This window comes from Streptomyces sp. NPDC004284, assembly GCF_042874035.1.
GTDB lineage: Bacteria > Actinomycetota > Actinomycetes > Streptomycetales > Streptomycetaceae > Streptomyces.
In genome coordinates this window covers 142972-162963 of sequence record NZ_JBIAMJ010000007.1, presented here as the reverse complement: position 1 = coordinate 162963, position 19992 = coordinate 142972, and the positions used below count along the sequence as shown (strand labels likewise).

Sequence of the window (19992 nt, the reverse complement as noted above, 5' to 3'; positions counted from 1 at the left end):
GTACGACGGCCGCCGAGGCGTGACGGTACGGGCAGGGCCCCGCTTCTTCGGGGTTCTGCCCGTACCACCGGGCCCGGGGGAGGGGCTCGGAGAGCCCGCCGGTATCGTCGGTTCCGTCAGCCCTGGGGGGTCTTGTCCCCGATATCGACCGTGGAGCGCTCATGTCCGGCCAGTCCAGCCGCCGCACCGTACTGAAAGGCGCGGCCCTCGCCGGAGCCGCCGGGCTGGGCGTCGCCGCCTGCTCCACCGAATCCAAGCTCGGCCACGCCGAGACCCCGACCCCGACCGCGCCCGTCCCGCTCGGCGCCCCGGACGAGGTCCCGGTCGGCGGCTCCAAGCTCTACCGCGAGCAGCGGCTCGTGGTGAGCTGCCCCGCCAAGGGCCAGTACAAGGCCTTCAGCGCCCAGTGCACCCACGCCGGCTGCGTCCTCGACAAGGTCGAGGACAACGAGGGCAACTGCCCCTGCCACGGCAGCCGCTTCGACGTGACGACCGGCAAGGCGATCCAGGGACCCGCCACCGTCCCGCTCCCCGAGGTCCCCATCCGCGTCGAGGACGGCAAGCTGGTCGCCGGACCCGAGGCCGCCCCCAAGGCCTGAGGCCTCAGGACCAGTCCCAGTCGATCCCCAGGATCCCGGGGCGCACCCCCTGCTCCACGAGGTGCACCGTGCGGTGCCGGCCGCTCAGGGTCAGCTCCGCACGGCCGCCGCGCGGCGCCCCCGCGGAGGCCTGCGCGAACCTCCGGCACCGCACCGGGAGCGCCGCCTCGTCGAAGCGGACCTGGAGCACGTACTGCCCGCCCGCGAAGCTGAACCCGCGCACGTACTCCCCGCTCGGACCCGCCGTACCGTCCTCGAAGCCGTACGAGAACAGGTACGTGTCCCCGGCCCGCAGCCGCGTGTCGAAGAGCAGCTCCACGACCAGCACGCCCGTCGCGGCGTGCCACCGCACCCGCCCGGTCCTGCAGTTCTCCACCGCCCGCACCACCACCCGGGACGGGTCGCAGCCGGGGTCCCCGTGGTGGATGGCGAGATAGCGGTCCACGCCGTCCCGGTGCGCCCGCACCACCTGCTGCGACTCGCGCCCCAGCAGCTCCCGCCCCGCCCCGATCCGCACCCGCTCGTGGTGCCCCACCGTGTGCAGCCCGCCGTCCGCCGGGGACTCCAGCTCCGCGAGCAGCTCCTCGACCGAGCCCGAGGCCTCCACCAGTGAGCGGTACGAGCGGGCCGCCGGGCGCTCCACCTCGGTGCGGGCCGCCGTGTCCTCCGCCAGGAGGCGCAGCAGCGAGTTCCCGGGCAGCCGGAGCACCTCCTCCAGGGCCCGGACGGCCTTCAGCGACTCCGGCCGCTGCGGGCGGCGGGCGCCCTGCTGCCAGTAGCTCAGACTCGTCACCCCGACCTTCACGCCCCGGTGCGCGAGATGGTGCTGGACCCGCTGGAGCGGCAGTCCGCGCACGGCGAAGGCGGTGCGCAGCGCCAGATGGAAGGGGCCGGTGTGCAGCAGCTGCACCAGATCGGCCTCGGTGTGGCTCACGAGGACTCCTCCGTGAACGTTCACGACAGGGGCACGGACCGTCGCGCCGCGAGGGGTGGGCGGGCAGGTGGGCCACGGGCGTCCGTTCACACCCGGGCCACGCCGTTCACAGTCCGATGTCACCCCGCATTGAAGCGTGTTGACCCGGACCGGACAACGGCAGATGCTCCTGACCAGCGTCCGGACGCGCTCCTCCGCTCCCCACATCCCCCGCACACGGGAGGAACGCGATGCGCAGAAGACTGATCGACCTGGCGGCACTCGCCGCGGCCGCCCTCTTCCTCGTCCCCACGACCTCGACCCCGGCCTCCGCCTCGCCCGCGGGCGAGGGCGTCTCCGCCCTCGCCCGCAAACAGCTGGACATCACCATGCAGGCCCAGCAGAAGACCAACTGGTGCTGGGCGGCCGGCGGCAACACCATCGCCACCTGGTACGGCCGGAACTACAGCCAGAACCAGTTCTGCAACGCCGCCTTCAACCGCCGGCAGGGCTACGACTGCCCCAACTGGCAGGCCGACCTGGGCAACGTCCAGAACGGGCTCAGCTGGGCGGGCATCAGCCCCGGCTCGTACGTGACCGGCTGGCTGCGCTACTCGACCGTCCAGACCGAGATCGACGCCGACCGGCCCGTCGAGACCCGCATCCAGTGGGCCGCCGGCGGCGGCCACATGCACGTGATCTACGGCTACGACGACGCGAACAGCTGGGTCTACTGGGGCGACCCCTGGCCCTCCAGCGACCGCTACAACTGGGCCTCGCACGCCTGGTACGTCGACAACGGCTCCTTCTCCTGGACCCACTCGCTCTACCGGATCGGGGCGTGACGACGATGAACGCACGTGCCACGACCGTCGGCCTCCTCGCCGCCGCGCTCGTCGCCCTCGGGGCGCTCCCCTCGGCCGCCGCCGAGGGCCTGCCGCCCGCACCCACCCCCGAACAGGCGGCCTCCGCGCCGGGGACCCTGGACACCCTGTCCCGGTTCTTCGCCCGCGACGGGGCCCTCGCCCGCACGGCGGCCGCGCCGCGCGTCGACGGCGCCTCCGTCCCCGTCCGCTTCCTCTCCCCGGACTTCGTCGCCGGGAAGCCCGGGGCGCCCGTCGCCCGCGTCGAGTTCCGCGCCAGCCGTGCCGTGGCCCCGGACGGGCAGAAGGCCTCGCTGTGGACGGTCGAGCGGCCCGGCGGCTGGCAGGTGGTGAACATCGCCACCGGCGACGACGAGATCCGCTACGCGGAGATGGGCCACGGCGGCCTCGTCTTCCGCGAGCCGCAGATCGACGCGTGGTACGTCCAGAAGGGGGCGAAGGTGCTGCCGCTGGACGAGGACGCGGTACGGGCCGTGGGCCGCGACGGGACGAGCCTCTCCGCCTACCGGGAGCGGGTCGCGCGCGCCTACGGCGACAAACTGCCGGGCTCCTCGTACGCCCGCAGGGGCGCGGCCGGCGGTTACGCCCCCCAGGCCCGGACGCCCGGCGGACCGGCCGTCACGGCGGGGTCCGCCGCCGCTGCGGGGGCGGGCGCACTGCTGGCCGCGGCACTGACGGGCACGGCGCTGTCACGCCGCCGCCGCGCCCTTCGCGAGCCCTGATCCCGCGCCCCGCCCCCGTGTGGGCGATCGTCCCGTCCGAGCAGGGGAGACCCCTCTCGCCTCGCGGAACGATCGCCCACGACGGCGGGGTCAGCGGGCCAGGTAGCCGCCGTCGACCGGGAGGATCGCGCCGGTGACGAAGGAGGCTTCGTCCGAGGCGAGGAAGAGGATCGCCGCGGCCACCTCCTCGGGTGTGCCGAAGCGGCCCATGGGGTGGGCGCGGGCGACCTCGGTGAGGTATTCGGGGCCGCCGGGCTCGACGCGGGCGGCGGCGACGCGTTCGGTCTCGATGGTGCCCGGGGCGACGGCGTTGACGCGGATGCCGTGCTCGGCCCACTCGACCGCGAGGTGTTTCGTGAGGCCGGTCGCGACGAACTTGGCCGGGCCGTAGACCGCCTGCCTCGCCTGCCCGGCCACGCCGGAGATGGACGAGGTGCACACGAGGGCGCCGCCGCCCGAGACGAGCATGGCCTCGATGGCGTACTTGCAGGTCAGGAACATGCCGCGGCCGTCGACGGCCATGACCCGGTCGAAGTCGGAGGCCTCGGCCTCGGTGACGGAGAGCAGCGGGATGACGCCCGCGTTCGCCACCAGGACGTCCAGCCGTCCGAAGCGCTCCACCGCCGTGTCGATCATCCGTCGGGCGTCCTCCTCCCGGGAGACGTCGCCGACCACGGGGATCACGCCCTCGAGGGTCGCGAGCCGCTCTCCGTCGAGGTCGGCGGCGATCACGCGCGCCCCCTCGCGGAGGAAGCGCTCCGCCGTCGCCCGCCCGATTCCGCTCGCCGCGCCGGTGATCACGCACACCCGGTCCGCCAGCCGTCCTGAAGTGTCCTGAGCCATGCCAGGGCAACGAGCGGGCCCGCCCTGAGTGTCGGTGTCCGCCAGTAGGGTGGTGAGCATGGCAGACCCCTCCAGCTACCGCCCCAAGCCGGGTCAGATCCCCGACTCCCCGGGGGTCTACAAGTTCCGTGACGAGCACCGCCGCGTGATCTACGTGGGGAAGGCGAAGTCCCTGCGCCAGCGGCTGGCGAACTACTTCCAGCCGCTCACGAGCCTGCACCCGCGCACGGCCACGATGGTGACGACGGCCGCCTCCGTGGAGTGGACCGTGGTGTCGACGGAGGTCGAGGCGCTCCAGCTGGAGTACTCCTGGATCAAGGAGTTCGATCCCCGGTTCAACGTGAAGTACCGGGACGACAAGAGCTATCCGTACCTCGCCGTCACCATGAACGAGGAGTTCCCGCGCGTCCAGGTCATGCGCGGGCACAAGAAGAAGGGCGTGCGGTACTTCGGGCCGTACACGCACGCGTGGGCGATCCGCGAGACCGTCGACCTGATGCTGCGGGTGTTCCCCGTGCGGACGTGCTCCGCGGGGGTGTTCCGGAACGCCGCCTCCGCCGGACGGCCCTGCCTCCTCGGCTACATCGGCAAGTGCTCGGCGCCCTGCGTCGGCCGGGTCACGCCCGAGGAGCACCGCGAACTCGCGGAGGACTTCAGCGACTTCATGGCCGGCCGCACCGGCACGTACATCCGCCGCCTCGAGAAGCAGATGATGATCGCGGCCGAGGACATGGAGTACGAGAAGGCCGCCCGGCTCCGCGACGACGTCGAGGCCCTGCGCAAGGCCATGGAGAAGAGCGCGGTCGTCCTCGCCGACGCCACCGACGCCGATCTGATCGCCCTCGCCGAGGACGAGCTGGAGGCCGCCGTCCAGATCTTCCACGTGCGCGGCGGACGCGTCCGGGGCCAGCGCGGCTGGGTCACGGACAAGGTCGAGGCCGTCGACACGGCGGGGCTCGTGGAGCACGCGCTCCAGCAGCTGTACGGCGAGGAGAGCGGCGAAGCGGTCCCCAAGGAGGTCCTCGTCCCCGCGCTGCCGGAGGACACCGAGGCCGTCTCCGCCTGGCTCTCCGGCCGCCGCGGGTCCCACGTCTCGCTGCGGATCCCGCAGCGCGGCGACAAGAAGGACCTGATGGAGACCGTCGCGCGCAACGCGCAGCAGGCGCTCGTGCTGCACAAGACCAAGCGCGCCAGCGACCTCACCACCCGCTCCCGGGCCCTGGAGGAGATCGCCGAGGCCCTGGACCTGGACTCGGCGCCGCTGCGGATCGAGTGCTTCGACATCTCGCACCTCCAGGGCGAGGACGTCGTCGCCTCGATGGTCGTCTTCGAGGACGGGCTGCCCCGCAAGAGCGAGTACCGCCGCTTCCAGATCAAGACCTTCGAGGGGCAGGACGACGTCCGGTCCATGCACGAGGTCATCGGCCGCCGCTTCAGGCGCTACCTCGCCGAGAAGGACCGTACGGGGGAGTGGGGCGACGGAGAGGTCCCCCAGGAGGAGGCCCCGGACGACGACGGGCGCCCCAAGCGCTTCGCGTACCCGCCGCAGCTCGTCGTCGTCGACGGCGGGCAGCCGCAGGTGGCCGCGGCCCGCCGCGCCCTCGACGAGCTCGGCATCGACGACGTCGCGGTCTGCGGGCTCGCCAAGCGCCTGGAGGAGGTCTGGCTGCCCGGCGAGGACGACCCGGTGGTGCTGCCCCGCTCCAGCGAAGGCCTCTATCTGCTCCAGCGGGTGCGTGACACGGCTCACGACTTCGCGATCCGCTACCAGCGCTCCAAGCGGACCAAACGCCTCCGGACCAGCCCGCTCGATGCCGTCCCCGGCCTCGGAGAATCGCGCAAGCAGGCCTTGATCAAGCATTTCGGCTCGGTGAAGCGGCTGAAGCAGGCGACAATCGAGCAGATCTGTGAGGTCCCCGGTTTCGGCCGGAAGACCGCGGAGGCGGTCGCCGTGGCCCTGGCCCAGGCGGCCCCCGCCGCACCCGCCGTGAACACGGCCACAGGAGAGATCATGGAAGACGACGGGGGCACCACCGCATGACCGAGCGCCACACGCACGACGAGCACGACCGAGAAGACGGAGCAGGACACGTGAGTACGGGCACGAAGGAGACCCCCGGCGACAACGGCGCCGAGGCGGCCATTCCCGAGCTGGTGATCATCTCCGGCATGTCCGGAGCCGGCCGGTCCACCGCGGCGAAGTGTCTGGAGGACCTCGGCTGGTTCGTCGTCGACAACCTGCCGCCCGCGCTGATCCCCACCATGGTGGAGCTCGGCGCCCGCTCCCAGGGCAACGTCGCCCGGATCGCCGTCGTCGTGGACGTCCGCGGCCGGCAGTTCTTCGACAACCTCAGGGAGTCCCTCGCCGACCTGGACGCCAAGCAGGTCACCCGCCGGATCGTCTTCCTGGAGTCCTCCGACGAGGCCCTCGTCCGGCGCTTCGAGTCGGTCCGCAGGCCGCACCCGCTCCAGGGCGACGGCCGCATCACCGACGGCATCGCCGCCGAGCGCGACCTGCTGCGCGAACTGCGCGGCGACGCCGACCTGGTGATCGACACCTCCAGCCTCAACGTCCACGAGCTGCGCGCCAAGATGGACGCCCAGTTCGCCGGCGAGGAGGAGCCCGAGCTCCGGGCCACCGTGATGTCCTTCGGCTTCAAGTACGGCCTGCCGGTCGACGCCGACCTCGTCGTCGACATGCGCTTCCTGCCGAACCCGCACTGGGTCCCCGAGCTGCGCCCCTTCACCGGCCTCAACGAGGAGGTGTCGAACTACGTCTACAACCAGCCCGGCGCCAAGGAGTTCCTCGACCGCTACACCGAGCTGCTCCAGCTGATCGCCGCGGGCTACCGCCGCGAGGGCAAGCGGTACGTGACCATCGCCGTGGGCTGCACGGGCGGCAAGCACCGCTCCGTCGCCACCGCCGAGCGCCTCGCCGCCCGCCTCGCCGCCGAAGGGGTCGAGACCGTCGTCGTGCACCGGGACATGGGGCGCGAGTGAAGCCGTACCGTCGGCGTACCTCCACCCTCGCGGTGCGGCGTACGCTCCGCAGGCGCGGCGCCCAGCCCAAGGTGGTCGCGCTGGGGGGCGGCATGGGCCTGTCGGCCTCCCTCGCCGCGCTCCGCCGGATCACCGGCGACCTCACCGCCGTCGTCACCGTCGCCGACGACGGGGGCTCCAGCGGCCGGCTCCGGGAGGAGCTCGGCGTGCTGCCCCCCGGCGACCTCCGCAAGGCGCTCGCCGCCCTCTGCGGCGACGACGACTGGGGCCAGACCTGGGCCCGGGTCATCCAGCACCGCTTCCAGTCCAAGGGCGAGATGGGCGGCCACGCCGTCGGCAACCTGCTGATCGTCGCCCTCTGGGAGCAGCTCGGCGACCCCGTGCAGGCCCTCGACCTGGTCGGCCGGCTGCTCGGCGCCCAGGGACGGGTGCTGCCCATGTCCGCCGTGCCCCTGGAGCTCCAGGCCCTGGTCAGGGGCCACGACCCGGAGCGGCCGGACGACGTGGACACCGTGCGCGGCCAGGCGACCGTGGCGCTCACCCCCGGCGAGGTGCAGTCCGTGCACCTCGTGCCACACGACCCGCCGGCCGTGCCCGAGGCCGTCGCCGCGGTCCTGGACGCGGACTGGGTGGTCCTGGGTCCGGGCTCCTGGTTCTCCTCGGTGATCCCGCACCTCCTGGTCCCCGAACTCCTCGACGCCCTGGCCGAGACGAAGGCCCGTAAGGTGCTCTCGCTGAACCTCGCGCCGCAGCCGGGAGAAACCGAGGGCTTCTCCCCGCAGCGTCATTTGGAGGTTTTGGGACGACACGCCCCTAAACTCGCCCTGGACGTGGTGCTGGCCGACGAGGCCGCCGTGCCCGACCGCGAGTCCCTCGCCGATGCCGCCAAGCGGCTCGGTGCCGCGGTCGAGCTGGCGCCGGTGGCCGGGCCCGACGGCTCCGCGAAGCACGACCCGGAGCTGCTGGCCGCCGCGTACGACCGTATTTTTCGGATGCATGGAAGGATCGGCCCATGGCGATGACGGCAGCGGTGAAGGACGAGATCTCCCGGCTTCCCGTCACCCGGACCTGCTGCAGGAAGGCAGAGGTCTCGTCGATCCTGCGGTTCGCGGGCGGGCTGCACCTGGTGAGCGGCCGCATCGTGATCGAGGCGGAGCTCGACACCGCGATGGCGGCCCGCCGCCTCAAGCGGGACATCCTGGAGATCTTCGGGCACAGCTCGGAGCTGATCGTGATGGCCCCCGGCGGGCTGCGGCGCGGCTCGCGCTTCGTGGTGCGGGTGGTGGCCGGCGGCGACCAGCTGGCCCGGCAGACGGGTCTCGTGGACGGCCGCGGCCGTCCCATCCGGGGCCTTCCCCCGCAGGTGGTCTCCGGCGCGACCTGTGATGCCGAGGCCGCCTGGCGCGGCGCCTTCCTCGCGCACGGCTCGCTGACCGAGCCCGGCCGCTCCTCCTCCCTCGAAGTGACCTGCCCGGGTCCGGAGGCGGCCCTCGCCCTGGTCGGCGCGGCCCGCCGGCTCTCCATCGCGGCGAAGGCCCGCGAGGTACGGGGCGTGGACCGGGTCGTCGTCCGCGACGGCGACGCGATCGGCGCCCTGCTCACCCGGCTCGGCGCGCACGAGTCGGTGCTGGCCTGGGAGGAGCGGCGGATGCGCCGCGAGGTCCGCGCCACCGCCAACCGCCTGGCCAACTTCGACGACGCCAACCTGCGCCGCTCGGCCCGCGCCGCGGTCGCCGCCGGGGCCCGGGTGCAGCGCGCCCTGGAGATCCTCGGCGAGGAGGTGCCCGAGCACCTCGCCGCCGCCGGCCGGCTCCGCATGGAGCACAAGCAGGCCTCCCTGGAGGAACTGGGCGCGCTCGCCGAGCCGCCGCTGACCAAGGACGCGGTGGCCGGCCGGATCCGCCGGCTCCTCGCGATGGCCGACAAGCGGGCGCAGGACCTGGGCATCCCCGGGACCGAGTCCAACCTGACGGAGGAGCTGGACGACAGCCTCGTCGGCTGACGGGAACGTTCGTACGGAACGGTGAACTCCGCGCTGCCGGTGCCTTTCTGAGGCACCGGCAGCTTTTTCGTGCACCCCGCGAGGCACCCTTGACAGTCCCCAGGGCGCCCAAGAGCCTGGCGTCTGTTCACCTTCGTGACTGACTACAGCAAGGGGGGCTCATGAGACGCAGAGCGAGATCGATCCTCGCCGCGGCTTCACTGCTGATCGCCGGAGTGGCGGCGGCACCCGTCGCCGGAGCGCAGCCGAACGACCGGGACGGCGGCGACGCCCTCTCCGTCTGGCGCGCCGTGGTCACCAAGGCGCAGGTCCCGCTGCTCCTCGACGCCGGCGCCGACGCCCACGAACTCACCGAGCAGGTCCCGGCGAAGGGCTCCGCGACGGTCGAGCTCTTCCTCACCGGCCGGCAGGCCGGGCAGCTGCGCGGCCAGGGCGTCGAGATCACCGAGCACCGCCTCAGCGCCCAGGCCGAGAAGCGGGTCGCCGCCGCCGGCGACGGCGTCTTCCGCCCGTACGGAGGTCCGAACGGCCTCAAGCAGGAGATCCTGGACACCGCACGGGCCAACCCGGGGCTCACCAAGGTCGTCTCCATCGGCAAGACCCTCAAGGGGCAGGACATCCTCGCCCTCAAGCTGACCAAGGGCGCCCAGCGCGCCAAGGACGGCTCGAAGCCCGCCACGCTGTACATGTCCAACCAGCACGCGCGCGAGTGGATCACCCCGGAGATGACCCGGCGGCTGATGCACTATTACCTCGACAACTACGGCAAGGACGAGCGGATCACCCGCATCGTCGACTCCACCGAGCTGTGGTTCGTGCTCTCCGCCAACCCGGACGGCTACGACTACACGCACGCCGACCCCGCCAACCGGCAGTGGCGGAAGAACCTCCGCGACAACGACGGCGACGGGAAGATCGGCCCCGGCGACGGCGTCGACCTCAACCGCAACTTCGCCTACAAGTGGGGCTACGACAACGAGGGCTCGTCCCCCGACCCGACCGACGAGACCTTCCGCGGCAAGGGCCCCATGTCGGAGCCCGAGACCAAGGCCCTCGACGCCTTCGAGAAGCGCATCGGCTTCGCGTACGGCGTCAACTACCACTCGGCCGCCCAGCTCCTGCTGTACGGCGTGGGCTGGCAGGTCGCCACCGACACCCCCGACGACGTGGCCCTCAAGGCCCTCGCCGGCACCCCGCAGAACTCGGCCGTGCCCGGCTACCGCCCGCAGGTCTCCTCGGAGCTGTACATCACCAACGGCGAGGCGGACGGACACGCCGCCAACGTCAACGGGATGCAGATGTTCACCCCGGAGATGTCGACCTGCGCCACCGCCTCCCGCGTCGACCCGAACGACGCCTGGAACCCGGCCGACTGCGCCTCCGTCTTCACCTTCCCGGACGACGAGAAGCTGATCCAGGCCGAGTTCGCCAAGAACATCCCCTTCGCGCTCGCCGTCGCCGAGACCGCCGCCCACCCGGACCGGCCCGTCTCCCCGGTCGGCATCGACGCCCCCGACCTCACCCCGAAGACCTTCACCACCTCCTACGCCCGCGGCGCGGAGCAGGAGGTCGCCGTCACCGCGCGCACGTCGCTGCGCGGCAAGACCCTCAAGTACCGGATCAACGGCGGCCGCACCCACAGCGAGGAGCTGGAGGCGTGGAAGGGCGGCGAGACCTACGGGGGCGGGGACAACCTCTACTTCGACGAGTACCGCGCCGAGGTCGAGGGCGCCCGCCCCGGCGACTCCGTCGAGGTCTGGTTCACCGCCCGCACCCGTGAGGGCGGGGCCACCGCCTCCGCCCCCTTCACGTACAAGGTGGCCGAGCGCCCCCGCGGCGACGTGCTCGTCCTCGCCGACGAGGGCGGCACCACCGCGGCTCGGCACACCGCCGCCTATGTGAAGGCGCTCGCCGACAACAAGCGCGCGGCCGCCGTCTGGGACGTCGCCACCCAGGGCGCCCCCGACGCCCTCGGCGTGCTCTCCCACTTCCGCACGGTCGTCTGGTACACCGGCGCCGAACGCCCCTCCGGGGCCGCCCAGCTCGCCGTCCGCGCCTACCTGAACGAGGGCGGCAAGCTGATCAACGCCGGCGAGAAGTCCGGCGGGCTCACCCAGATCGGCCGGGCCGAGTCCAACGACTTCGCCCAGTACTACCTGGGGGCCTACCACCGCGCGGGCCTCAAGAACCCGCCCGGCTTCGCCGGCACGGGCGCCTTCGCCGGGGTCGGCGCGACGCTCGGCTCCGCCGCCGACAACCCGCTGGACAACGCGGGCGCGTACACCGTCACCTCGGACACCCTGAAGCCTGAGGAGTTCCCGCAGTTCGCGAGCAGCGCCTCCGCCGGCGACTACCCGGGCATCCGGACCCCCTTCGAGCCCGCCGAGGGCTCGTCCTTCGCGGCCGTCAAGCACGCCGACGACGACTGGGCCCGGCTCGCCAGGACCGTCGACCTCACCGGGGTCGCCGCCGCGTCGGGGCCGCGCCTGGACTTCCAGGTCAGCTACGACACCGAGCCCGGCTACGACAACCTCGTCGTCGAGGCCCACACCGTCGGCCAGGACGACTGGACCACCCTGCCCGACCTCAACGGCGGCACCTCCACCCAGCCCCCGGCCGACTGCGGCGAGGGCTACTACGTCCGCGCCCACCCCTTCCTCGCCCACTACCTCACCGTCGGCGAGGACGGCTGCGCGCCCACCGGCACCACCGGCTCCTGGAACGCCTTCACCGGCCCCTCCAACGGCTGGCGGCAGGCCTCCGTCGACCTGAGCGCCTGGGCCGGCAAGAAGGTCGAGCTCGCGATCTCGTACGTCTCCGACCCCGGTACGGGCGAGATGGGCGCCTTCGTCGACGACACCCGGCTCGTCACCGGGGCGACCACCGAGACGGAGGGCTTCGAGACCTCCCTCGGCGCCTGGTCCACACCCGGCGCCCCGGCCGGCAGCCCCGGCAACGCCTCCGACTGGACGCGCTCCGCGGCCCTCTTCCACTCCCAGGCCGCCGTCACCACCCGCGACACCGTCCTCCTCGGCTTCGGCCTGGAGCACGTGCCCGGAACGGCGGAGCGCGCACGGCTCCTCGGCCGCGCCCTCGGGGTGCTCCGGCGCTGACGGAGCGTAGTGGGGACAAAGGTCCCAAGACGGCCCGTACCCGTTGACAAGTGCGGGCCGTCGGCCGTTTTCCCCCACTTTCCGGGCCCGTACGGCTGCGCATGATGTCACTCACCGGCGGCCGGGGAGGTAGGGTCGTAAGCGGTCGGGGACATCCCAAAAAACATAAATCTCGCCGGCGTCGAGCACTCCGGCGTAGCTGACGAGGAGATCGGTTCGTGACGATCCGCGTAGGCATCAACGGCTTCGGCCGCATCGGCCGGAACTACTTCCGAGCGCTCCTTGAGCAGGGTGCCGACATCGAGATCGTGGCTGTCAACGACCTCGGTGACACCGCGACCACCGCACACCTGCTGAAGTACGACACCATTCTGGGCCGCCTCAAGGCCGAGGTGACCCACACCGCCGACACCATCACCGTCGACGGTCACACCATCAAGGTGCTGTCCGAGCGCGACCCGGCCGACATCCCCTGGGGCGACCTGGGCGTCGACATCGTCATCGAGTCGACGGGCATCTTCACCAAGAAGGCCGACGCCGCGAAGCACCTCGCCGGCGGCGCCAAGAAGGTCCTCATCTCGGCTCCGGCCACCGACGAGGACATCACCATCGTCATGGGCGTCAACCAGGACAAGTACGAGCCGGCGAAGCACGACGTCATCTCGAACGCGTCCTGCACGACCAACTGCGTCGCGCCGATGGCCAAGGTCCTCGACGAGAACTTCGGCATCGTCAAGGGCCTGATGACCACGGTCCACGCCTACACCAACGACCAGCGCATCCTGGACTTCCCGCACAGGGACCTGCGCCGCGCCCGCGCCGCCGCGGAGAACATCATCCCGACCACGACGGGTGCCGCCAAGGCCACCGCCCTGGTCCTCCCGCAGCTCAAGGGCAAGCTCGACGGCATCGCGATGCGCGTCCCGGTCCCGACCGGCTCCGCCACCGACCTGGTCGTCACCCTCGACCGCGAGGTCACCAAGGACGAGGTCAACGCCGCGTTCAAGAAGGCCGCCGAGGACGGCGACCTCAAGGGCATTCTCTTCTACACCGAGGACCCGATCGTCTCCTCGGACATCGTCAGCGACCCGGCGTCCTGCACCTTCGACGCCTCCCTGACAATGGTCCAGGACGGCAAGTCGGTCAAGATCCTCGGTTGGTACGACAACGAGTGGGGCTACTCCAACCGTCTCGTCGACCTCACCGTCTTCGTCGGCGGCCAGCTCTAAGCTTCAGGGCGGGCTTTCGATGGGAGCAGGGCTCGGGCAGCGCAACGCCGCGCTGCGCGAGCCCTGTTTGTGTGCTCCACCGCGTACCAAGGAGTCTGTTAACAGATGAAGACGATCGACGAGCTTCTCCACGAGGGCGTCGAAGGAAAGCGCGTGTTCGTCCGCGCCGACCTCAACGTGCCGCTCGCCGGCACCACCATCACCGACGACGGCCGCATCCGCGCCGTCGTCCCCACGGTCAAGGCGCTCGCCGACGCCGGCGCCCGCGTCGTGGTCGCCTCGCACCTGGGCCGCCCGAAGGGCGCCCCGGACCCGGCCTTCTCGCTCGCGCCGGCCGCCGCCCGCCTCGGCGAGCTGCTCGGCGCCGACGTGGCCTTCGCGACCGACACGGTCGGCGACTCGGCCACCGCCACGGTCGCCGGTCTCGGCGACGGCCAGGTGGCCGTCATCGAGAACCTCCGCTTCAACGCCGGCGAGACCTCGAAGGACGACGCCGAGCGCGGCGCCTTCGCGGACCAGCTCGCGGCCCTCGCCGACCTGTACGTCGGCGACGGCTTCGGCGCCGTGCACCGCAAGCACGCCTCGGTCTTCGACCTCCCGGCGCGCCTCCCGCACGCCGCCGGCTACCTCATCGCCACCGAGGTCGGCGTCCTCAAGAAGCTCACGGAGGACGTCCAGCGGCCGTACGCCGTGGTGCTCGGCGGTTCCAAGGTCTCCGACAAGCTCGGGGTCATCGACCACCTGCTCGAGCGCGCCGACCGCATCCTGATCGGCGGCGGCATGGCGTACACCTTCCTCAAGGCCCAGGGCCACGAGGTCGGCAGCTCGCTGCTCCAGGAGGACCAGATCCCGGCGGTCCTCGAATACCTCAAGCGCGCCGAGGACCGGGGCGTGGAGTTCGTGCTCCCCGTCGACGTCGTGGTCTCCGCACAGTTCCCGGACCTCAAGAGCAAGGCCCCGACCGAGCACCGCACGGTGCCCGCGGACGCCATGCCCGCCGGTTTCATGGGCCTGGACAACGGCCCCGAGACCGACAAGCTGTACGCATCGAAGCTCGCCGACGCGGCCACCGTCTTCTGGAACGGTCCGATGGGCGTCTTCGAGCACCCCGACTACGCCGAGGGCACCCGGGCCGTGGCCCAGGCCCTCGTCGAGTCCTCGGGCTTCAGCGTCGTCGGCGGTGGCGACTCCGCCGCGGCCGTCCGCACCCTGGGCTTCGACGAGAACGCATTCGGACACATCTCGACCGGTGGCGGTGCCAGCCTCGAATACCTCGAGGGCAAGACGCTTCCCGGCCTCGCCGCACTGGAGGACTGATCCCCTTATGACCACGCGCACCCCGCTGATGGCGGGCAACTGGAAGATGAACCTCAACCACCTCGAGGCCATCGCCCACGTCCAGAAGCTCGCCTTCGCCCTGACCGACAAGGACTACGACGCCTGTGAGGTCGCCGTCCTCGTCCCCTTCACCGACCTGCGGTCCGTCCAGACCCTCGTCGACGGCGACAAGCTGAAGATCAAGTACGGCGCCCAGGACATCTCGGCGCACGACTCCGGCGCCTACACCGGCGAGATCTCCGGCCTGATGCTGTCCAAGCTGAAGTGCGCCTACGTCGCCGTCGGCCACTCCGAGCGCCGCCAGTACCACGCCGAGAACGACGAGGTCTGCAACGCCAAGGTGAAGGCCGCCTTCAAGCACGGCGTGACCCCGATCCTCTGCGTCGGCGAGGGCCTGGACATCCGCAAGGCGGGCGACCAGGTCGCGTACACCCTGGCCCAGATCGACGGCGGTCTGAAGGACGTCCCGGCCGAGCAGGCCGAGACCATCGTGATCGCGTACGAGCCGGTGTGGGCCATCGGCACCGGCGAGGTCGCCACCCCCGACGACGCCCAGGAGGTCTGCGGGGCGATCCGCGGCCGCCTCGCCGAGCTGTACTCGCAGGAGCTGGCCGACAAGGTCCGCATCCAGTACGGCGGCTCCGTCAAGGCCGGGAACGTCGCCGCGATCATGGCCCAGCCGGACGTCGACGGCGCCCTGGTGGGCGGCGCGGCGCTGGACGCCGACGAGTTCGTCAAGATCGTGCGCTTCCGCGACCAGTGAGTATGCGGTAGCGGAGTTACGTCGTACCCTTGCGGGGGTCGGGCAGGTGCCCGGCCCCCGTCCGTATAAGTCCGAGGAAGTTGGTCCAGCCGTGGTTATGGGGTTCTCGATCGCCCTGATCATCTTCAGCGCGCTGCTGATGCTGCTCGTGCTGATGCACAAGGGAAAGGGCGGCGGCCTCTCCGACATGTTCGGAGGCGGCATGCAGTCCTCCGTCGGTGGCTCCTCGGTCGCCGAGCGGAACCTGGACCGCATCACCGTCGTGGTCGGTCTGTGCTGGTTCGCGTGCATTGTGGTACTCGGTCTGCTGATGAAGTTGGACGGGTAACTCCAACCACTGGACGCGCGTTGGGCCTTACGTAGACTGGGGCATCTTCGAGCACCATCACGCAGGGAGTTACGACCGTGGCAAGTGGCAACGCGATCCGGGGAAGCCGGGTCGGAGCGGGGCCGATGGGCGAGGCCGAGCGAGGCGAATCGGCGCCGCGCGCCCGCATCTCGTTCTGGTGCTCGAACGGGCACGAGACGCAGCCGAGCTTCGCCAGCGACGCGGCGGTCCCGGACACCTGGGACTGCCCGCGCTGCGGCTTCCCGGCAGGTCAGGACCGGGACAACCCGCCGGACCCGCCGCGCACGGAGCCGTACAAGACCCACCTCGCCTATGTGCGTGAGCGGCGCAGCGACGCGGACGGCGAGGCGATCCTCGCCGAGGCGCTCGCCAAGCTGCGGGGCGAGATCTGAAGTCTGGTGTGACGGTGTGACGAACGGGCCCCGCCCGCGAACTCGGTTCGCGGGCGGGGCCCGTTCGGCGTTCACGGCCTCCTTCCCGTCACCCGCTCCCCTGATCAATTAGGTTGGGGGGTGCAGCGGGGCAGACAAGCAGTACCGAGAAGGAATGGGCGATGTCCGAGATGACCAGCGAAGGCCGAATCAGGCTCAACCGGCTGCCCGAGTGGGCGGCCCTCGGCAAGCACCGTGAGCAGCTGGGCGAGACCCATCTGCGCGAACTGTTCGCCGCCGACCCGGCGCGCGGCACCGACCTCACCCTGCGGGTCGGCGACCTCTATCTGGACTACTCCAAGCACCTCGTCACCGACGAGACGCTGACCCTGCTGCGCGAACTCGCCGCCGCCACCGGCGTCGCCGAGCTCCGCGACGCCATGTTCCGCGGCGAGAAGATCAACACCACCGAGGACCGGGCGGTCCTCCACACCGCGCTGCGCGCCCCCCGCGGGGCCGTCATCGAGGTCGACGGGGAGAACGTCGTCCCCGGCGTGCACGCCGTCCTCGACAAGATGGGCGCCTTCGCCGACAAGGTCCGCGCGGGCGAGTGGACCGGCCACACCGGCAAGCCGATCAAGAACGTCGTGAACATCGGCATCGGCGGCTCCGACCTCGGCCCCGCCATGGCCTACGAGGTCCTGCGCTCCTACACCCGGCGGGACCTGACGTTCCGTTTCGTCTCCAACGTCGACGGCGCCGACCTCCACGAGGCCGTCCGCGACCTCGACCCCGCCGAGACCCTCTTCATCGTCGCCTCGAAGACCTTCACCACCATCGAGACGATCACCAACGCCACCTCCGCCCGCAACTGGCTCCTCACCGAACTGCGCGCCGGCCAGGAGGCCGTGGCCAAGCACTTCGTGGCCCTCTCGACCAACGCCGAGAAGGTCGAGGAGTTCGGCATCGACACCACGAACATGTTCGAGTTCTGGGACTGGGTCGGCGGCCGCTACTCCTACGACTCCGCCATCGGCCTCTCCCTGATGATCGCCATCGGCCCGGAGCGCTTCCGCGAGATGCTCGACGGCTTCCACCTCGTCGACGAGCACTTCCGCACCGCCCCGCCCGAGGAGAACGTGCCGCTGCTCCTCGGCCTCCTCGGCGTCTGGTACGGCGCCTTCTTCGACGCCCAGTCGCACGCCGTCCTGCCGTACTCCCACTACCTGTCCAAGTTCACCGCCTACCTCCAGCAGCTCGACATGGAGTCCAACGGCAAGTCGGTGGACCGCGAGGGCAACCGGGTCGACTGGCAGACCGGACCCGTCGTCTGGGGCACCCCCGGCACCAACGGGCAGCACGCCTACTACCAGTTGATCCACCAGGGCACCAAGGTCATCCCGGCCGACTTCATCGGCTTCGCCCGGCCCGTCGACGACCTGCTGCCCGGACTCGTCGCCCAGCACGACCTGCTCATGGCCAACTTCTTCGCCCAGACCCAGGCGCTCGCCTTCGGCAAGACGCCCGAGGAGGTACGGGCCGAGGGCGTCGCCGAGGAGCTCGTCCCGCACAAGACCTTCCAGGGCAACCACCCGACCACCACGATCCTCGCCGACGCGCTCACCCCGTCCGTCCTCGGCCAGCTGATCGCGCTCTACGAGCACAAGGTCTTCGTCCAGGGCGCCGTCTGGAACATCGACTCCTTCGACCAGTGGGGCGTCGAGCTCGGCAAGGTCCTCGCCAAGAAGATCGAGCCGGTCCTGACGGAGGGCGAGGGGGCCGAGCAGCTCGACAGCTCCACCGCCGGACTCGTCTCGGCCTACCGCTCGCTGCGCGGACGGTAACCGGATGACGGGGGAGAACGCGGTGCGGCTGCGGCCGCCCAGGAACGCCGTCGACGGGCGGGCCGTCGCCTGGTGGCGCAGCCGGCTCCTGGCGACCACCGCCGTCCCGGTGGCGGTCCTGGCCGTGCTCGGCGCGCTGATCGGGCCCGCCCGCTCCTGGCTGCTGCTCGCGGCCGGGACCGTGGCGGCCCTCGGCCTGGCCTGCACCGCGTTCTTCCCCGCCTGGTGGTTCCGCGTGCACCGCTGGGAGATCACCGACGAGGCCGTCTACGTGCGCACCGGGGCCCTCTGGCAGGAGTGGCGGATCGCCCCGATGTCCCGGATCCAGACGGTCGACACCGTACGCGGCCCCCTCGAACAGGCCTTCCGGCTCGCCACCGTCACCGTCACCACCGCCTCCTCCAAGGGCGCGATCCGCATGGAGGGGCTCGACCACGAGCTCGCCGCCGAGCTCGCCGAGCGGCTCACCCTCCTCACCCGGGCCACCCCCGGGGACGCCACATGAGCGAGGAGCAGTGGCGGCGGCTCGACCCCCGCACCCTGCTCGCCGGGGCCGTCGTCCTCTGCGGGGTGGCCGGCGGAGCCGCCCTCCCGGCCGTGGCCGCCCTCTCGGGCGGCAGGCCCCTGTGGCAGGCCGTCGCCTGGGTCCTCGCCGGCGCCGCCCTGCTCGTCCTCGCCGGCACCGCCGCCGACTGGGTCCGGCTGCGCCGCACCCGCTACCGGATCGGCCCCGTGCGGGTCGACCTGCACACCGGGCTCCTGCTGCTCAAGCACCGCTCCCTGGCCCGGGAGCGGATCCGCAGCGTCGACCTCACCGCCAACCCCCTCCAGCGCCTCCTCGGCCTCGTCAAGGTCCGCATCGGCACCGGCGAGCACACCGGCGGCGAGTCCACCCTCGAACTCGACCTCGTCACCCGAGCCGAGGGCGAGCGGCTCCGGCGGGAACTCCTCGCCCGCACCGCCGGCCCCGAGGAGCCCGGCCAGGACAGCGCCCTGGCCACCCTCGACCCGCGCTGGATCCGCTACGCCCCCGTCTCCTTCCTCACTCCCACCCTCGGCGGCGCCGTGGCCGGCGCCGTCATGCAGGTCAGCGACTGGTTCGGCGCCCAGGGGAAGGTCATCGGCTGGGTGGAGGACCGCTTCCAGGACACCTCCCCGGCCCGGGCCGTCCTCGACCTGCTCCTGATCGCCACCGCCGTCGGGACCGTCGGCGCCCTCGGGCTGTGGGTCGAGATGTGGTGGAACTACCGCCTGGAGCGCGAGCCCGGCGGCACCCTCCGCGTCCGCCGCGGCCTGTTCACCGCCCGCTCGGTCAGCCTGGAGGAGCGCCGGCTGCGCGGGATCGAACTCGTCGAGCCGCTCGGGGTGCGGCTGCTCGGCGCCGCCCGCGTCGACGCCGTCGCCACCGGCCTCGCCCAGGACGACGACGACAAGCACGGCGACCTGAAGAACCTGCTGCCGGCCGTCCCCCGGAAGCAGGCCGAGCGGGTAGCCGCCCAGGTCCTGCGCGAGCCGGAACCGCCCACCGCGACGCCCCTCGCCGCCCATCCCCGGGCCGCCCGCACCCGACGGCTGCACTGGGCCCTGTGGAGCGCCCTCGGGCCCGCCGCGGTCCTCGCCGCCCTCGCCCCGCTGCTCACCCCGGTCCTGCTGTACGTGGCGGCCGGCTGCGCCCTCGTCCTCACCCCGATCGCCCTGCTCCTCGCCCGCGACGCCCACCGCGCCCTCGGACACGGCGTCAGCGGCGGCTATCTGGTGACCCGTTCGGGTACGGTCCGGCGGGTCACGGTCGCCCTCCAGCGCTCCGGCGTCATCGGCTGGACCGTCAAGCAGTCGTACTTCCAGCGGCGCGCCGGCATCCTGACCCTCACCGCCACGACGGCGGCGGGCGAGGGCGCGTACGACATCCTCGACGCGGGCGAGAGCCAGGGCCTGGCCTTCGCCGCCGGAGCCGTACCGGACCTCCTCGCGCCGTTCCTGGAAACGCCGGAGGCCCGGCCCACCGAGAGGTGAACCGGGCCT

The 19992-nt window shown here is 71.9% G+C and carries 18 protein-coding genes; 16 read left to right on the top strand and 2 right to left on the bottom strand.

Annotated features, from left to right (window positions below; genetic code table 11):
- The first annotated feature begins 161 nt into the window (after positions 1-161).
- Complete coding sequence (locus tag ACFYUS_RS20040) at positions 162-599, top strand: Rieske (2Fe-2S) protein (protein WP_388853440.1); 438 nt, start codon at positions 162-164, stop codon at positions 597-599.
- A 4-nt stretch (positions 600-603) separates the two neighbouring features.
- On the opposite strand, the gene ACFYUS_RS20035 is transcribed toward ACFYUS_RS20040, so the two are convergent.
- Complete coding sequence (locus ACFYUS_RS20035; protein ID WP_388853437.1) at positions 604-1533, bottom strand: hypothetical protein; 930 nt, start codon at positions 1531-1533, stop codon at positions 604-606.
- A 230-nt stretch (positions 1534-1763) separates the two neighbouring features.
- On the opposite strand from ACFYUS_RS20035, the gene ACFYUS_RS20030 reads away from it, so the two are divergent.
- Positions 1764-2357, top strand: coding sequence for a papain-like cysteine protease family protein (locus ACFYUS_RS20030; protein WP_388853434.1), 594 nt, complete (start codon positions 1764-1766; stop codon positions 2355-2357).
- Positions 2358-2362: 5 nt separating this feature from the next.
- Positions 2363-3118 (top strand): hypothetical protein, encoded by a 756-nt coding sequence (locus ACFYUS_RS20025; protein WP_388853431.1) that lies wholly within the window; start codon positions 2363-2365, stop codon positions 3116-3118.
- Positions 3119-3208: 90 nt separating this feature from the next.
- Here the strand turns inward: ACFYUS_RS20025 and ACFYUS_RS20020 are convergent, their stop codons facing one another.
- Positions 3209-3961 (bottom strand): SDR family NAD(P)-dependent oxidoreductase, encoded by a 753-nt coding sequence (locus ACFYUS_RS20020; RefSeq protein ID WP_388853428.1) that lies wholly within the window; start codon positions 3959-3961, stop codon positions 3209-3211.
- A gap of 58 nt (positions 3962-4019) precedes the next feature.
- On the opposite strand from ACFYUS_RS20020, the gene uvrC reads away from it, so the two are divergent.
- The 13 genes from uvrC (at position 4020) to ACFYUS_RS19955 (ending at position 19983) form a co-directional block, all read left to right on the top strand.
- Positions 4020-6002 (top strand): excinuclease ABC subunit UvrC, encoded by a 1983-nt coding sequence (gene uvrC, locus ACFYUS_RS20015; protein WP_388853425.1) that lies wholly within the window; start codon positions 4020-4022, stop codon positions 6000-6002.
- Positions 5999-6961, top strand: coding sequence for an RNase adapter RapZ (rapZ, locus tag ACFYUS_RS20010; protein ID WP_388853423.1), 963 nt, complete (start codon positions 5999-6001; stop codon positions 6959-6961). Before uvrC ends, rapZ begins: the two co-directional genes overlap by 4 nt.
- Entirely contained in the window at positions 6958-7983 is a 1026-nt protein-coding gene (gene yvcK, locus ACFYUS_RS20005; protein WP_388853420.1) for a uridine diphosphate-N-acetylglucosamine-binding protein YvcK, read from the top strand. The genes rapZ and yvcK overlap by 4 nt, the downstream gene beginning before the upstream one ends.
- Entirely contained in the window at positions 7974-8963 is a 990-nt protein-coding gene (whiA, locus tag ACFYUS_RS20000; protein WP_260228643.1) for a DNA-binding protein WhiA, read from the top strand. Before yvcK ends, whiA begins: the two co-directional genes overlap by 10 nt.
- Before the next feature lie 161 nt (positions 8964-9124).
- Positions 9125-12076 (top strand): M14 family zinc carboxypeptidase, encoded by a 2952-nt coding sequence (locus tag ACFYUS_RS19995; RefSeq protein ID WP_388853416.1) that lies wholly within the window; start codon positions 9125-9127, stop codon positions 12074-12076.
- A 218-nt stretch (positions 12077-12294) separates the two neighbouring features.
- Complete coding sequence (gene gap, locus ACFYUS_RS19990; protein WP_388853413.1) at positions 12295-13305, top strand: type I glyceraldehyde-3-phosphate dehydrogenase; 1011 nt, start codon at positions 12295-12297, stop codon at positions 13303-13305.
- A gap of 105 nt (positions 13306-13410) precedes the next feature.
- Positions 13411-14622 carry a phosphoglycerate kinase gene (locus tag ACFYUS_RS19985; RefSeq protein WP_388853410.1) on the top strand — a complete coding sequence of 404 codons (1212 nt, stop codon included), beginning with the start codon at positions 13411-13413 and terminating at the stop codon, positions 14620-14622.
- Positions 14623-14629: 7 nt separating this feature from the next.
- Positions 14630-15406 (top strand): triose-phosphate isomerase, encoded by a 777-nt coding sequence (gene tpiA, locus ACFYUS_RS19980; RefSeq protein WP_388853407.1) that lies wholly within the window; start codon positions 14630-14632, stop codon positions 15404-15406.
- A gap of 97 nt (positions 15407-15503) precedes the next feature.
- On the top strand, positions 15504-15734 hold the full coding sequence (gene secG, locus ACFYUS_RS19975; RefSeq protein WP_388853404.1) for a preprotein translocase subunit SecG: 231 nt from the start codon (positions 15504-15506) through the stop codon (positions 15732-15734).
- A gap of 77 nt (positions 15735-15811) precedes the next feature.
- Positions 15812-16147, top strand: a complete 336-nt coding sequence (locus tag ACFYUS_RS19970) for an RNA polymerase-binding protein RbpA (RefSeq protein ID WP_388853401.1) — start codon at positions 15812-15814, stop codon at positions 16145-16147.
- A gap of 161 nt (positions 16148-16308) precedes the next feature.
- On the top strand, positions 16309-17970 hold the full coding sequence (pgi, locus tag ACFYUS_RS19965; protein ID WP_388853398.1) for a glucose-6-phosphate isomerase: 1662 nt from the start codon (positions 16309-16311) through the stop codon (positions 17968-17970).
- Positions 17971-17974: 4 nt separating this feature from the next.
- On the top strand, positions 17975-18475 hold the full coding sequence (locus ACFYUS_RS19960; RefSeq protein ID WP_388853395.1) for a PH domain-containing protein: 501 nt from the start codon (positions 17975-17977) through the stop codon (positions 18473-18475).
- The gene (locus ACFYUS_RS19955; protein WP_388853392.1) at positions 18472-19983 is read left to right on the top strand and encodes a PH domain-containing protein; all 1512 of its coding nucleotides are present in this window, start codon (positions 18472-18474) and stop codon (positions 19981-19983) included. The genes ACFYUS_RS19960 and ACFYUS_RS19955 overlap by 4 nt, the downstream gene beginning before the upstream one ends.
- The last annotated feature ends 9 nt before the right edge of the window (positions 19984-19992 follow it).

Excerpts from the sequence above, each read along its gene's own strand:
- ACFYUS_RS20040 (WP_388853440.1), top strand. The coding sequence starts at position 162 with ATGTCCGGCCAGTCCAGCCGCCGCACCGTACTGAAAGGCGCGGCCCTC.
- ACFYUS_RS20030 (WP_388853434.1), top strand. The coding sequence starts at position 1,764 with ATGCGCAGAAGACTGATCGACCTGGCGGCACTCGCCGCGGCCGCCCTC.
- ACFYUS_RS20025 (WP_388853431.1), top strand. The coding sequence starts at position 2,363 with ATGAACGCACGTGCCACGACCGTCGGCCTCCTCGCCGCCGCGCTCGTC.
- ACFYUS_RS20020 (WP_388853428.1), bottom strand. The coding sequence starts at position 3,961 with ATGGCTCAGGACACTTCAGGACGGCTGGCGGACCGGGTGTGCGTGATC.
- uvrC (WP_388853425.1), top strand. The coding sequence starts at position 4,020 with ATGGCAGACCCCTCCAGCTACCGCCCCAAGCCGGGTCAGATCCCCGAC.
- rapZ (WP_388853423.1), top strand. The coding sequence starts at position 5,999 with ATGACCGAGCGCCACACGCACGACGAGCACGACCGAGAAGACGGAGCA.
- whiA (WP_260228643.1), top strand. The coding sequence starts at position 7,974 with ATGGCGATGACGGCAGCGGTGAAGGACGAGATCTCCCGGCTTCCCGTC.
- ACFYUS_RS19995 (WP_388853416.1), top strand. The coding sequence starts at position 9,125 with ATGAGACGCAGAGCGAGATCGATCCTCGCCGCGGCTTCACTGCTGATC.
- ACFYUS_RS19985 (WP_388853410.1), top strand. The coding sequence starts at position 13,411 with ATGAAGACGATCGACGAGCTTCTCCACGAGGGCGTCGAAGGAAAGCGC.
- tpiA (WP_388853407.1), top strand. The coding sequence starts at position 14,630 with ATGACCACGCGCACCCCGCTGATGGCGGGCAACTGGAAGATGAACCTC.
- secG (WP_388853404.1), top strand. The coding sequence starts at position 15,504 with ATGGGGTTCTCGATCGCCCTGATCATCTTCAGCGCGCTGCTGATGCTG.
- pgi (WP_388853398.1), top strand. The coding sequence starts at position 16,309 with ATGTCCGAGATGACCAGCGAAGGCCGAATCAGGCTCAACCGGCTGCCC.
- ACFYUS_RS19960 (WP_388853395.1), top strand. The coding sequence starts at position 17,975 with ATGACGGGGGAGAACGCGGTGCGGCTGCGGCCGCCCAGGAACGCCGTC.
- ACFYUS_RS19955 (WP_388853392.1), top strand. The coding sequence starts at position 18,472 with ATGAGCGAGGAGCAGTGGCGGCGGCTCGACCCCCGCACCCTGCTCGCC.